Raw genomic sequence first — 13,849 nt, 5'->3', positions numbered from 1 at the left:
AGGAAGACGGAAATCCTGTGGATTTTCTTTGGAATACATACGGCAAATGCCGTACTGATGATAGACAAGATCAGGAACAGGACGGTGAAAGCGGCATGATATGATTTTACAGGCAGAGGCAGAAGATGTCTTCAGACTTCTTCCCGAGCGTCATGTCTTGTAGGGTAAGATTGTGTGAGAAATTACAGGAATAGGACTATAAAAATGGCATATGAAGTGAGTATGCTCTATCATCTTCATATGCCATCTTGATTTTTAGGGACATTTACTGAATATCCCTATTTAGACCGTTGCCTGGGCTATTTAACAGCCTTTGTGTATGAAAACCTTGAAAAGAAGCGTTATCGTGCCATCGAGGACATGTGTATAGCATGTGAGGACAGTATCATAGAACGTCAAGCAAATGGTAACGATGAATGGCTGAAGGAGTTTATTCATCTGTACTTCAACTCTAAGTATGCGCGAACCGGCTATGAAGTTAATGGAAAGCCTTATTCCCTGAAGGATGATACAGATATAGAAGGAAAAGATGGATTCGATGTCGTTAAGAAGTATATTGAAATAATTGACCCTGTTAATGATAACTCTGGCAGTGAAGTGGATAATGTCAAACATCTGTATGGCGCGACCTTACTTTGTCTGAGAGCACATCCTGATAATGCTGCTTTGCAGCTTTTGCTCGCTTATTGCATTACTTTTTTAGGCGCAGGGAATAACCAGACACTGAAAAATAATGCTTACAACAATTATATCGAAGGCTTTATGACTTTGTATAATAGGGATAATAAGCAGGTTTGGAGTGACATTGACACTTTTACATCTTATCTAAAAGCCAAAGTTCGTAAAGATGATAAGTTTATCAAGCAGAACTTGGTTGACGATGGTAAGAAAACGATAACACTGTTTGTCCATGAGGATAAGTTAAATGAAATAACAAAGAAATATCTAAAATAATTATATCAAAATGACATACGATATTAACGCTACTTTGGAAAGGTTAGAACAGAACCTAAAGCAACTTGATTCTGCAAGAAAACAAGTTGAAAACACTGTTCAAGCAAGTGAAGGACTGCAAAATGCCGTTGCTGGTTATGTCGCTTCAATCAATTCTCTTGTTAAAGAAATCAAAGAGTGGGAGAAACAATTAGAAGGAGCACAGGTTGGAATTTCAGAAGAAGTGCAGAAGTCAGTGGGTAAAATGACCTCTGCTTGCGAGAATATTACGTCTAGTTTCACATCTTCAGTCGATGCTTCTTTGCAAGAATTTACCGAGCAGAATAACTTGCTATCTGAAAGGGTCGAAGAACTTAGCGCTCTTCGTGAAGAGATAAAATCAACCACAAAAGAGATTCAAACCATTAAAAAGTTTCTTTTTGACATTTCCAAAGATTTGAAAGAATCTCAAAAGGGGCAAGATAATGCCATTGCATCAATCAGTCAAAATGTTGATGACCTTCCCTCAAATATTAAGGAACATGCTGATAGCATTACTACGAAGTTGAATCAATGGAATCAGGAGCTGAAAAAGTTAATAGATGATATTTCTCCAAAGATAAAATCTATTGAAACAAAAGTTGATGCAATTACCAATATAATTAATTGTATACAGACTTCATGCAATACCATTAAAAGTTCAACTGATAATATAATTAACGAGACTAAGAATTTGCAAAATGAATTAGCGACTTCTTCTGAAGCTACGACGAAAGCAATTAACATCAATCGTTGGATTATTATTGCTGGTATCATTATTATTGCTGCTTTGCATTTCATTCGTTAAATAGTAAGCTGTAATTGTATGCACAATCGTCCTATAGCTAAACTCATTAAATGGTTTGTCAAACGTGAGAAAGGCAAATTAGTTGATGCACGTATCCGAAATACAACGACGTTTTGCTTATCTTGATATGAATGACCAAAAGAAAATCCTTTTATTGTTCCTATTTTCCGGTAAATTAAAAAGAACCAAAACAACTAAAATCTAAAATATTTATGAACTCACGTAAAAAATCAATTTTAATCTATTTAGGTGGTATCATAACGGGTATCATTCTTACTTTTGCATTCTTTTTCTTCGTAGCATTAGGAAATACAAACGGAACATCATCTGACAATAATATCGTGATGTTTGAAAAGCCACAGCAAGAAATTAATGTCCATTCCTTTGAGATTATGCAAGTACTTCCAGATGGGAGTGCATTGGCAACGGTAGAAGATATTTCTAATATAGGAATGATTGTTTTATTCCTTGCTGATAAAGAAATTTCATATTATGATAATCAAAAAATAGATGTTCCATCAGACAAACGTGTAATGCAAGTAGGTACTTACAAATACATCTCGCGTAGTGAAATGGAGAAAACTGTTCCGATTGTAGAAATTATGGATAAGTAAAAACTCTTACCATATAAGGTGATATTTAGTAAAAGAACTACCTGTTTCCATAGAGAATACGTGCTGGTGAAATCACCTATATACAAATTTATCCACTTGTTTTAGAACTTCGAATAACGAAGCCTAATACAAGTGGATTTTTTGAAAATACGAGAGGGAAAGATAAGAGAATATTCCATTATCTTCCTCGATGAAAGTGAGTCTCTTCTTGTGCGACAGTTTCCATTTTCTGTTCCTGTTTTTCAGCAATGGACTTGACATCAGCAGTGGCGTTATCAGGCAATCCGTAACGGGTGATGTTCTGTCTGACTTCTTCAGCAGTGACTTTACGCATCACATCATAGGTTCCTCCAACAGACGGGTTATATACCACGGCATAGTGTTCGTTCTCCACCAACAGGTCATCTCCACGGTATTTTGTAGGAGACAGGTAAGTGTTGGACAGGTCTATGGCATCACCGGCATCGTACTCAATGGCTTCCTTCAATAGTGCCTCATAATCGCCCTTTTCTTGTAGCTTGTCAAGTCTGTCTGTGTCTTCACCCATTTGAAGGTAGGCTACAGAAGCATAGTACACAGGCTCTTGGCTATTACTTTGGACTACTTCTATGTTTTGTTCCTGGTCAATTTTCTGTTGCATGGCATCAATACATTTTGTAATCATACTTGATGCCTTTTTCACATCTGTCAGTGTAGTTTTGATGAATTCCGGAGATTCATTCAAGCTGTCAAGCCAGCTTTTGAGGTAACTGGCACTGTCTTCTTTCAGATGCTTGGTCATACCATAGCGTTGTGCAACGAGGGCTGCACTTAGCTCGGCCACAAGCTCTTCCCGGGCATACTCCTTACTACCAAAGGATGTCGGCTGTAGTCTTCCCAACTGATTTTCTGCTCCTGTGGAATGGGCCATTTCATGACCCAGGTTGGTATAGAATGATTCACCATCCTTGAACTGCTTTTTCTCAGGAACGACAATCTCATTCTTCGAAATGCTGTAGTAGGCACTGTCTCCGTAAGTTGGCTTGATGGGGCAGATCCATCCGTTATCCTTTATTATCCGGTCGATAGGAGCAAAGGAAAATTCTTCACCTTCAGATTGTGGACTTATCTGTTTTCCTGCATCAGCAAGTTTCTTATATAAATCAGGACGAGCTTCCTGAAGATTGGTCTGGGCCACATTGAACACGTTATATACCTGAAGCTTCGGATAGACGTTGTAACCTTTCTTTTCCTCCTCACTCAGCTGTTTATAGTCATCGTATTTAATTTTCTCTTTTGTCTCTTTATCGACAACAGTGAATGTCGTGATGAACAGTAGGCTCGGCAAGAGGCGCCTTGCCATCTTACGATGGTAGGTTTCCACAAGCCTGCCCCCGAACCGTACGTACATGTCTCCATGTATACGGCTCTCCATTAGTAACATCAATCTATTTACCATAGCTTTGTATAAGTTTGTTACAATTTTCACATACGGCTAATGTCTTACGATTTTTCGCAAGCATTATTTTGTTCCATTTCGTGTCAGCTTTAATCTTTCTTAAGTTTCTGACATGATGCATAACTAGTTTACCTTGACATCCGCATAGTTCACATGTGTTACTCATAAGTCTATCAATAAGACTTGGTTGAGGAACCCATAACGTCTCTACTTCATTGTCAATGTCGGCGTATGTACTTGCCACTTTTCTCTTATAGCCTTCATTGTATAGAACTATGAACTTCTCTTTGCCTTTAGCATCTTTATAGGGAACTACAAAATCTTTTCCTCTGCGGAATTGTTTGCAGACTTTTCTAATAGAGCTATTAAGCTTTTGAGCCATTGTTTTATAGAAACTATACTTCATGACATAGCCAAAAGAACCTATCATTTGCGATGCATTATGTGCAAACGCATAATAGTTGTAGAAACCTCTTATCTCGGAGTTGAATTGGGCAATAATCACTTCTTTATTCTTACCAATCAAATGTCCTCTGGAAATTGGCCACCATATTTCTCTGCCATCTATGTTTTTAAATTCAACGGCTTTGTAGAGTTGTAGTCTTTTTTTGACCGCTTCTACTGGGACTTTGAATACAACTGAACCAGTGTGTAATCTTGCTTTGTCTCCATTTCCATTGGTTTTTAGGAGGTCGGATTTTTGCACATGAATTTCATACCCAAGGAATTTAGCATTTTTGCTAGAATGGGTAATGAGCGTTTTCTCTTGAGACATTTCAAGTTTAAGTTTTGATGCCATAAACTCTGTAATGTCTGCTTTGATACGTTCGCATTCTGCTTTGCTACCGATTACACCAATTAGGAAATCATCGGCATACCTTACGTATTTCATTCTTTTGTACTTTTCATCCATTCCCAAACCAAATGGGATTTTGAGCATTTCGGCTCTTGTGGCTTTTAGTTCTGCAATAAGTTCGTCTCTTTTTGCTTCACTTATGTCTGCTTTGAGATAGCGTTGTAACAAACTCATGTGATTTCTATACTTGTTATAGGCTGGATTTGTACGTCTTTTGACTCCCTTGTCAAAGCTTTCTATGTACTTCTTTATGTACTTGTCAAACTTATCGAGGTATATATTTGCAAGAATAGGACTAATAATGCCGCCTTGTGGAGTACCCGACAAGGTTTTATTGAATCTCCATTCTTCCATATATCCCGCGTTCAGAAACTTTCTAATCAGCCTTAAAAAACGCTCATCTGATATTCTTTCTTTAAGAATGCCTATCAAGATGTTATGGTCTATATTGTCAAAGAAGCCTTTTATATCTCCTTCGATGAACCATTTAGCACCTTTGAAGTTGATTTGAATGTCCTTTAGTGCGGTATGGCAACTCTTGAATGGCCGGAAGCCATGAGAAGTGCGCTCGAAAGAACCTTCATATATGGCTTCAAGTAGCATACGTACCACCTCTTGAACCAATTTGTCTTCAAACGAAGGAATGCCCAATGGTCTTTTACCACCGTTTTTCTTCGGGATGTAAACTCTTTTGGCTGGAAATGGTTTGTATGTTTCATCCTTGATTTTGTCAATAAGACTGCTTATTCTTTGAATGCTCATTTGGTCTATGGTCTGACCATCAGTGCCCGGTGTCATATTGCCTTGCTTAGCATAAATGCGCTGATAGGCAACATAAAACATCTGTTCATTGAATAAGTTACGATACAGCCGTTCAAACTTGTAGCTTGAAATCTTGCTGTGTTGTGATAGATTGTTTAATACTTGCTCTGGACTTCTCATAATGTCTCTCACATTTTCCTTTGTTTGTATTAAGTTACTAACTGCCTCCCTTCCCCATGTGCAAGTCATTATCTTGCTCGGAGTACTACGGAGGCTCCGTTGCCATATTGAATATTCAGAGCCTATAGCTCATAGCCATAATGGCGTTTCAACTTAGGCAATCCCCATTTGTTTACATGTTAACTATTAGCGCGATAGATTATCGGATACGACTTACGTTCTTTTATCCGCTTACTGCGGTTGTGCTGAGATAAATTCCTTGCTCTTGTCCCTCCCAGTTTAGGAAAGAGTATCTCAGTATGACGCTTATAACTGCCTTGCGTCACCACCAGAATCTTATGTCACTGAACTATCGTTCAACCAATCAGGCTTTATCCTTATATCTATCTTTCTTCCTTGCGGTACTAATACAACATGGCAGTTAGTTGCTTTGCCGCGTCTCCGACATGCTACAGTCTCCCTTGAGTTTCCTCTTAGGTTAAGTCGGCTGGAAGTAGGTCATCGGAATCAGACCTAATCTCTTGCCAAAGAGATATTTAACATGCAACCTTTATGGGCGCACCCGGGAAACTCTTTTCTCCTTTCAGAATGGAAACCTTTGGCAATTCCTGCCCATTGTTATCCTTTATCTGCTGACGGACTCCCTGCTTGTCTTTGGTATAGTTCAGACCGGCTACACGGTCAAAAGTACAAAATACAGGTAGTTTATATCCCTGTTTCTCACAGTGCATCATGAGTAAGAGTGCATTCATTCCGTTGTATTCGCGGCCAGAAAGATTTCTCGGCCAGGAGATGGATTTATCTGTAAACCAAGGCTTCTTCCAGTCATTCTGCAATCTCTTGATTTTCTCAATCATCATCTCTGCGAATTTGTTCAAGGCCTTATCTTCACTGCTACGGCCATCTGAATTATAAATCTTTTTACCTGTCATAATCATTAGTGTTGGTAAGAGTTAGAGCTTTTCTCCCAAAGAGAGCATTCGCTTATGCGGCATGTAAGGTCAAGTCTGTTATTGTACACACCTAATTCCAAATCCCCCTTAGTATTGATTCCGGCTTTGGGTTGCATCCATGCTTCTTTTCTTTTGTTGAATTGCATAAAGCGTACCCAAGTATAGGTGTAATTATCTCCATCCTTTTCGCTACTATAAGCGGAAAACACCGTAAAGGACTTACCACTTTTAGTTGTCTTGTCCTCAATTTGTTTGCCTAAAGTACCTCTGAACTCCATTGTACCGTTAATGCCGTCGTTATTGCCTGCATTGAATGTGTTAATGCCAGTTGCAGACAGGTTAAGGTATAATGTTTCTCCCTTTTTGTGAAACATTAGAATGCCGGCTACTTCAATGCGAGTCCCAACTTGAATTGTTGGTAACTCAGATAGGTTGTTGCAGGTCTTGGCCACACTGATTTCAACTGTCTTGTTAATTCCTGATTTTGCCGGAATAACGATATTGATACCGAATGATACGAACTGCGTACCTTCTTTGTTAGCACGCATTTGTGCCTGGCGAGAAACGGTGCCGCACACGGTTACATTACATTTAATCATAATAAAACGAATTGATTGTTATAATTAAAAAGCAAATTATTTCAATTGTACAGACTCCTGTCTGCTTTGTTGGTTCTCCAGATTATTTTGGTAGTTTTGTGACATCTGCAGCGTGACCACGGCAGAGTTGATAACAGAGGCGATGCTTCGTCGTTTCTCGTCATCGTTCATCATGGTACTGCCAAGCGTCTGTTGGATCTTGGTAATTTCTGCATTATTCAGTTCTCTGTTGAGCTGTACAACTCCATTGTCTGCGTACAGATTGGGTTTACCATCCTGCAGGCTTATGGTGCAGGTCTTATAGGATGGGAGGATAGGAGTAAGGTCTATGCTTTTACTGACAGCTGCATCAGTGGCCTTCTGCATCTTTTCCTCCTCACTTGACTTGTCTATCTGGAGGGCAAGAGCCATGAGTGAGGTGAACATAGTCATGGCTATCTCTATTACAGGATCTGCTATAGGCATATTTACCCCACTGTCTTCAGAGGACAGAATTTTCTTCATCCACTCATCCGGACTCATGGCTGTATCTGGCTGCACATTGGCATCGGATTTACTCGCACTCTTGTATTGCGCAGTCAGATCTTTTCCGTTACTGAGAACCTGTAATGAGATGTTCCCTTTTTGTGCGATCTCAGCAAGATATGCAGCCGGGTCAATATCTCTTTTTGTTCCATCTGTGGATATAGATTTTACTCCAAAATGAAGATGTTCGCCGGTAGTCCGATACCCGGTGTTTCCTGAAATGCCAAGCTTCTGTCCGGCAGCAACTTCATCACCGACCTTGACGGATATACTGTCCAGATGCATGTAGGTACATTGATATATGCTGCCATCGTTTCTGTTGTACTCAACAGTCACAGATCGTCCTCCGTTTGTATTGGCATTGCTGTTCACATTGACAACTTTTCCCTTATCTTCAGTAGCAAGAACGGCCTCATGATTTGTCTGGATGTCAATCCCTTTATGCAACTGGGACTTACTTGCGTCCAAAGGATCCTTTCTTGTACCAAAGGGAGAAGTAACCAGTATAAATTCATCTCTTTTTAACGGGAAGGAATATTTCTTTTCTTCAGTATCCTGCACGGAAACATCATCTGATGTGGCTTGACGGGGATTATCAGTTGTTCCAAAGGATTTACCCTCTGCCTTCATCTCCTGCATTACCATCTGGTCATATTTTTGCAATCCGTTCTTCTCGATAATATTCTGAAGGGTTGCTGCGTATTGTTTGCTTGACGCATATCCTGCATCCTGTAATCCGTTTGTCCATCCTTTGTAGTCATCAGGAGAGAGTTGGAACAGCTCTGCGTATCTTCCGTTCCTTTTCAGGAACTGAGAATGATGCTCATAGGAATCTCCAACATTCGCATACTGGCAAAACTTTTCGTTTGGACGGTCATCGGTATATACAAGATATTTGCCTCCATTCTCAATCCAGCTGGAGGTGGCTTTGATCCCAAAATGGTTGTTTCCCTTACGGGACAGTTCACTCTGGCCACTGGCACTTTCGCAGATACCCTGTGCAAGCGTGACAGAGGCAGGTATGCCATATCTGCGCATCTGTTCCATGGCATACTCTGCATATTGTTGGATATATTCTTGATTCTTTGACATTGCGGTTACATGTTATCTGTGCATTCTTGAAACCTTGCTCTCTTCCTGATTGTCGGGTTCATTTTTCTGTTTTTCAGTAACGTCTTTTTCTTGCCTGGGAGTTTCCAATTGGTCACAGATGGCAATTCGTTCACCGGCACGGATCAGTTTAGGTAGGTAAACATCGAGCGCATGGTGAGGAAACCCTGCTATCATAAGAGGTTTTCCTTCAGCATCTTTTGTGTGATTGCTTTTGCTGAGCGTGATTCCAAGTATTTTGGCTGCTTTCTCTGCATCGTTGCTGTAAGTTTCATAGAAGTCTCCACATCTGAAGAGCAAAATTGCATCAGGATGCTTCGATTTTAATTCATAGAATTGCTTCAGCATCGGAGAGAGTTCGGTGGTTACCTTTGTTTCTGTCTTGTGACTTTCATCCTTGCTCTTATTGCCCTTAGATTCGGATGGCCCATGAGATTCACTCTGTCTGCTCTTCTCTTCGGTCTGTTCCTCATATACTTCCGTTTGCTGATTGGGACTCTTTGACTGAGCCTCCTGTTCTGATTTATCCGTACCTACTGCAACAGCATCTGTACGGTCCTTACGGAGCACATCGGCAAAAAGACTTGCTGCAAGATGTTTCTTGTAATCTTGCATATCTTCTGCCAGCCACATACGTTGCCATTGTTGTGGACTAATTTCACGAGCCTTCAATTTTTCACCGTTGACTGTGGGCATACACAATATCACACTGGGTTGGCTCTCCGAACCCTTAGTTTTAAAGATGTTCACACGTTCTATCCTTGCGAGTTCTTCTGCTGTCGCATCGCTTTTGAAGAGGTCAACTTTAATGTCCGGATTGTTTTGGGCAGCCATATAGTATTTCTGGGCCATATCCTGACGTACTTTTTCTGAAGCTTCTTCGTCACCTTGCTTTATAGTGGTAAAGAAAAGGTTCAGATCTGCCTTCTCGGGGTAAACGCTGAAGCTCTTTTCATTTTCGGGCTTCAGATAGAATGCCCATTTCCCTTCGTCATTACGCAACATGAGTATCTTTTCAAAGTCTATTGCGCCAGAACGTCTGATGGCATCAGACACATCAAGTAGTGTAAGGGTCTCCAGATTCCACTTATTCATGCGGTTTACGGACACCTCCTTACCGTCAAAAAAACTGTCATCGGGACGATACCTCATAGAACCATCTATGTTGTAGAATGTAACCGTTTCATATCCCTCTTTTTGAAGTGCATGTTCGATACGGCCTTTGTTCATTCCAGGAATCTCATTCTCGACTCCTAATGAAGCTCCAGAAGGGAGAACCACATCAGCCATCTTCTGTTCCGGCTCTTTTACAACCACGAACTCTTTTGTATCTATGTTGGGCAATGTCTTGATTTCATCGGCTACATAATAGTGTTTGGGAAGAATGTGCTTAATATCTGCTATCTGATTCTGTAGGACTCTGTTGTTGAGCTCTACTTTCTCACCACGTTCAGCCTTGTGAATCATATCTATAGCGTTGTTTACATCCCTTTCCAGAATATCCGGTAAATGCGGGTCTTCTTTCAGCTCTCTGATCCAATAATCGGTCATCTTCATGCTGTCAGGAGACAGTTTAGCAGAGATACCCAATTCCTGCAGCTTAACAGCTGAAGCGACTTCAACTACCAGTCTTTCCTGTTTCATGGCATCCTCTGAAATCTTTCCGTTCTTGACTACCATGCCTTCACGTGCCAGTCTCTGTTGGTGTCCTGTTGCAGATATAAGCATGGATACTGCATCTCGGGCATAGTCTTCATAATATTCATAAGATGAAGCAGGTGGCAGGAAGACAATATCCTTCTTGCTGTCGTAATGCGCTACACCTGTAGTATCAGTGCGTATATCAACCAGATTTTTTCGTGACTGTTCCAGAAGATTTTCGACACCCTGACGGATTTCATTCGAAGCTGACTCTATATCTGTACGGTCTTTCAGAGGACCGGTCTCTTTTACTACTGTATCAAATGTAGTTTTATCAACCATAGGGAGTGTGGTCTGCTCGATATTGAAAAGTGAGCGGACTTCACGGTTCCTGATTCCTTTATAATCCTCCTGCTTGTCAGCTGGCAGTGCTTGATAGTCTGAGCGGCTGATTTTCTCTTCAGGATTATGTTTGTTTACATACTCATTCCAATTATACCAGAGAAAAGGTACTCCCTTTTCTTTGGTCTGGACAGATTCACCGCGTTTCTTTGCTTCAGAAAAAAGCGTATATTGATTTGTTTTGTATCCATTCTGGTCGCTGTGCATTCCCAATATGATAGCATTGAAAGCAGAAATCTGCAAAGGCTTCAGATATAGTTTCGGTGCTTTGCGACCATCGTTGTCAAGCCACATTCCTCCATTTTCTTTGGCTTTATTGAAAGCATTCTCAAACAGCTCAACCTGACGTACTATTGCCATTTTCTCTTGTTGGTTCTTCTCTTCCATAAGTCTGATTATTATATTGTTATCCTTTTATCTTTGTGCAAGTGGTCTTGCTACTGTTTGCAGTTCGCTTGCTTCGTAGTTTTCAGAAGCAATCTTACGCATCTGGTCATTCTTGGCCAGTATTGCATTTGCAAGTGTGTTGAGAGGTAAAGCTCCCTGCTGATAAGCATCCACAACTTTATCCGGCAAAGTGATGCTGCAAGGAACCTTGTCTATTGTAGTAATCAGACAGTTGGACCTAATCTGAGGATTGACAATCCGTGGATTGAGCGGTTCATCAGGATAAACCCGATAATTCACTGGGCTGTTTCCTGCTTCAGGGTGCTGATGTGCTTTGAAATCATCCAAAGTCTCATGCCCGGCCTTGTTCAGCAGATTGAGTCCTCCCATACCGATAAGTATCATTTTCAGGATTGGATTCTTGACGAACATGCCTGTAACGATACTGGCAATAGGCATCATATTGTCCTTCAGATTGATTGACTTTGTTTTTCCCGTGAAGAGTCCTACAAGCATATCAGGCAGCATAGCCAGTACATATCCGATATTGTGTCCAATGTCGCTAATGCCATTAAGTCCGAAAGAGGTCAGCAACTCTTGCCATCCGTCCATATTGGTCTGTTCCGGCTTCGGGGAGGTCTGTTCTTCTGTTGGTTGTTCCTCTTCGACCGCTTCTTCTTGTTCCGGTGCAGTCTCTGCTGATGAAGTCTTAGTCTGTGGCTTTTCTTCTGACTGCTTTTTCATTTTCTCTTGGTCTTGTCTGTACTGTTCCTCACATCCCAGTCGCACTATTGAAGGTATGTCTGAACGGTCTTCCTGTTTGTCAGAGAATTTAGATAACAGAAAGTCACCGCCGACCCATGTGGCCGCTGTTTTCCAACCGCTACCTGCTCCACCCATACATGCGAGATCGGTTACGGATCCGAGAATTATACCTGTGTTCTTTTCCCATTCAGATGGGTTGTATCTCTTTTCGGCTTCTGTATCCATATGATGTTCTAATGGTGATTTTGCAACTTCCTGGGGGAGATAAAAGATGGTGTTAGTTGCTGCCTTCTTTAAGATATATTCAATGGATGAGCGTGGAATCTTATCCTGAATCATCTTGTCTATCATCTTTTTCTCCATGGCGGAATCAACGGTGATGTGCTGGCGTTGAAGTTCTTTCTTGACCATTTTAATATAATCTTCTGCTGTTTTCGAATTCCATTCACCTGTGTAACGCAAAGACTGCATCTGTGCCTGTCTGGCAGACATTCCACCATCAGGACCAATGGTACTGGCCATCAATCCTGCAAATGATGAGGTGTGCTCTTTAAGCTCTGCTGCCATCTTATCTTGCAGTTCATTCCGGACCTTGTTCATGATTGGAATGACCTTTGTCTTGAATATTCTATCTTGTTCTGACTCTGCCATGAGTTGCTGTTTTATATGATTGATAATTTATATGCCCTTTATAGATTTATCTGGTTGAGTAATTGTTCGCGTGTCTGTTCTATGGCATTGTGGTATACTTCCATCTGTTTCGGGAAATATTCTTCCAGCCATTCATCCTTTTCAATGTTTTCATTGATAAACTTGATTGCCAGCTCACGTTCAATCTCTATCGCAGCTTCTCCTTTCTCACTACCATTGAACCATGCTTTTGTCCACCATCTGATACCGGACTTATCCGGATACACGCTCACCATACGGGGAATATCGAAGCTTTGAACATCAATATCGAGCTCTGCCAATGGATCAATAAGTCCACTGGTTGCTATGGCCAGTTCATGTGCTTTTTTTTTTCGTGATCACTTAAACTGGAAAGGAATATCTGATGACGCAGGGCAAGATAGTTCAGGAAATCACCGATAAGCAGATTCTGTACCCGTTCTGCAATCGGTATACTTCGTGCGCTCATACCCAATGGATTGGCCATACTAGGGATGGTTTCATAGAAGTAATTTTTTGTAGCCGACAGTGAGAGAATATTTCTCAAAGTGAACTGTGTATGTTCCGGCAACGTGTAGGCTCCAAGACTGATGTCTTTCATGTAGTCCGGAAAAAAACGCATCATCAGATTCTCTATCTCCTTGCTGTCTTTGTCATACATGGTTCTGACATCCATATCCAGTGTCACAAATTGTGGTACCGCACCTGGTTGCCCATTTTGTTCCATGACTTTCAAGTTACTGTATATCATGGTCAGGAACTCCAGAGGATTGAGCTCTTCTCCTTTATACTTGACCTCCATGTGGAGTATTTCCCCACTTACGGCAATAACCTGACCGGCCTTGACTTCACTTCCGTAGTTGCTAAAAACGTTCGAGAGGTGTGCGTATTTTACCTCGTAGTCTCCATAGCGTGTCACCTGATAGATACCATGTACGGCATCATTCCCAAGTCCAGTGATCTTTCCTGTTGCAACTGCTGAAAGAAGATAATGGTTGGCCTTGAAATCCACACCATGATGAAAAAAAGGTTCCCCTGTATGCGGATGTTTCTGTTTACCGTAGCCAAGACTCATCTGTACGTCACGGCCTTTTTCTTCGTAGGGCATACAGTATCCACTGTCCGAATGAAGAATCATTTCCTGTGTATATTGCATATTATATCTGTT

11 protein-coding genes and 1 pseudogene are annotated in these 13,849 nt (G+C 41.0%); 3 read left to right on the top strand and 9 right to left on the bottom strand.

The features are described from left to right. The first annotated feature begins 315 nt into the window (after nucleotides 1–315). The 3 genes from C233_RS0111655 (at nucleotide 316) to C233_RS0111645 (ending at nucleotide 2,394) form a co-directional block, all read left to right on the top strand. Nucleotides 316–954, top strand: a complete 639-nt coding sequence (locus tag C233_RS0111655) for a hypothetical protein (protein ID WP_018667766.1) — start codon at nucleotides 316–318, stop codon at nucleotides 952–954. Between the two features lie 10 nt (nucleotides 955–964). Further along, nucleotides 965–1,780 carry a coiled-coil domain-containing protein gene (locus C233_RS0111650; protein ID WP_005939472.1) on the top strand — a complete coding sequence of 272 codons (816 nt, stop codon included), beginning with the start codon at nucleotides 965–967 and terminating at the stop codon, nucleotides 1,778–1,780. Nucleotides 1,781–1,992: 212 nt separating this feature from the next. Continuing rightward, the gene (locus tag C233_RS0111645) at nucleotides 1,993–2,394 is read left to right on the top strand and encodes a hypothetical protein (RefSeq protein WP_005939468.1); all 402 of its coding nucleotides are present in this window, start codon (nucleotides 1,993–1,995) and stop codon (nucleotides 2,392–2,394) included. A 178-nt stretch (nucleotides 2,395–2,572) separates the two neighbouring features. Here C233_RS0111645 and C233_RS0111640 read toward each other — a convergent pair whose 3' ends face one another. The 9 genes and pseudogenes from C233_RS0111640 to C233_RS0111600 form a co-directional block, all read right to left on the bottom strand. Beyond that, the gene (locus C233_RS0111640) at nucleotides 2,573–3,736 is read right to left on the bottom strand and encodes a zincin-like metallopeptidase domain-containing protein (RefSeq protein WP_244149071.1); all 1,164 of its coding nucleotides are present in this window, start codon (nucleotides 3,734–3,736) and stop codon (nucleotides 2,573–2,575) included. 85 nt (nucleotides 3,737–3,821) lie between these two features. Beyond that, nucleotides 3,822–5,630, bottom strand: a complete 1,809-nt coding sequence (locus tag C233_RS0111635; protein ID WP_026314841.1) for a reverse transcriptase/maturase family protein — start codon at nucleotides 5,628–5,630, stop codon at nucleotides 3,822–3,824. 563 nt (nucleotides 5,631–6,193) lie between these two features. Beyond that, nucleotides 6,194–6,568: pseudogene (locus C233_RS0111630) on the bottom strand (ArdC family protein); the annotation flags it as partial. Further along, entirely contained in the window at nucleotides 6,568–7,182 is a 615-nt protein-coding gene (locus tag C233_RS0111625; protein WP_025068757.1) for a hypothetical protein, read from the bottom strand. The gene C233_RS0111625 and the pseudogene C233_RS0111630, both read right to left, overlap by 1 nt. Before the next feature lie 36 nt (nucleotides 7,183–7,218). Beyond that, nucleotides 7,219–8,799, bottom strand: coding sequence for a glucosaminidase domain-containing protein (locus tag C233_RS0111620; RefSeq protein WP_018667761.1), 1,581 nt, complete (start codon nucleotides 8,797–8,799; stop codon nucleotides 7,219–7,221). 12 nt (nucleotides 8,800–8,811) lie between these two features. Next, the gene (locus C233_RS0111615) at nucleotides 8,812–11,247 is read right to left on the bottom strand and encodes a MutS N-terminal domain-containing protein (protein WP_018667760.1); all 2,436 of its coding nucleotides are present in this window, start codon (nucleotides 11,245–11,247) and stop codon (nucleotides 8,812–8,814) included. 27 nt (nucleotides 11,248–11,274) lie between these two features. Continuing rightward, complete coding sequence (locus C233_RS0111610; RefSeq protein ID WP_018667759.1) at nucleotides 11,275–12,663, bottom strand: hypothetical protein; 1,389 nt, start codon at nucleotides 12,661–12,663, stop codon at nucleotides 11,275–11,277. A gap of 38 nt (nucleotides 12,664–12,701) precedes the next feature. Then, nucleotides 12,702–12,983 (bottom strand): hypothetical protein, encoded by a 282-nt coding sequence (locus C233_RS0111605; RefSeq protein WP_018452583.1) that lies wholly within the window; start codon nucleotides 12,981–12,983, stop codon nucleotides 12,702–12,704. A 23-nt stretch (nucleotides 12,984–13,006) separates the two neighbouring features. Further along, complete coding sequence (locus C233_RS0111600; RefSeq protein WP_025068756.1) at nucleotides 13,007–13,837, bottom strand: M23 family metallopeptidase; 831 nt, start codon at nucleotides 13,835–13,837, stop codon at nucleotides 13,007–13,009. Between the last annotated feature and the right edge of the window lie 12 nt (nucleotides 13,838–13,849).

This window comes from Bacteroides gallinarum DSM 18171 = JCM 13658 (assembly GCF_000374365.1).
In the GTDB taxonomy this organism is placed as follows: domain Bacteria; phylum Bacteroidota; class Bacteroidia; order Bacteroidales; family Bacteroidaceae; genus Bacteroides; species Bacteroides gallinarum.
This window is presented reverse-complemented; position numbering and strand designations above follow the sequence as displayed.

Coding starts and splice junctions, on each gene's coding strand:
- C233_RS0111625 (WP_025068757.1), bottom strand. CDS start 7,182: ATGATTAAATGTAATGTAACCGTGTGCGGCACCGTTTCTCGCCAGGCA.
- C233_RS0111640 (WP_244149071.1), bottom strand. CDS start 3,736: ATGGCAAGGCGCCTCTTGCCGAGCCTACTGTTCATCACGACATTCACT.
- C233_RS0111620 (WP_018667761.1), bottom strand. CDS start 8,799: ATGTCAAAGAATCAAGAATATATCCAACAATATGCAGAGTATGCCATG.
- C233_RS0111635 (WP_026314841.1), bottom strand. CDS start 5,630: ATGAGAAGTCCAGAGCAAGTATTAAACAATCTATCACAACACAGCAAG.
- C233_RS0111650 (WP_005939472.1), top strand. CDS start 965: ATGACATACGATATTAACGCTACTTTGGAAAGGTTAGAACAGAACCTA.
- C233_RS0111615 (WP_018667760.1), bottom strand. CDS start 11,247: ATGGAAGAGAAGAACCAACAAGAGAAAATGGCAATAGTACGTCAGGTT.
- C233_RS0111645 (WP_005939468.1), top strand. CDS start 1,993: ATGAACTCACGTAAAAAATCAATTTTAATCTATTTAGGTGGTATCATA.
- C233_RS0111600 (WP_025068756.1), bottom strand. CDS start 13,837: ATGCAATATACACAGGAAATGATTCTTCATTCGGACAGTGGATACTGT.
- C233_RS0111610 (WP_018667759.1), bottom strand. CDS start 12,663: ATGGCAGAGTCAGAACAAGATAGAATATTCAAGACAAAGGTCATTCCA.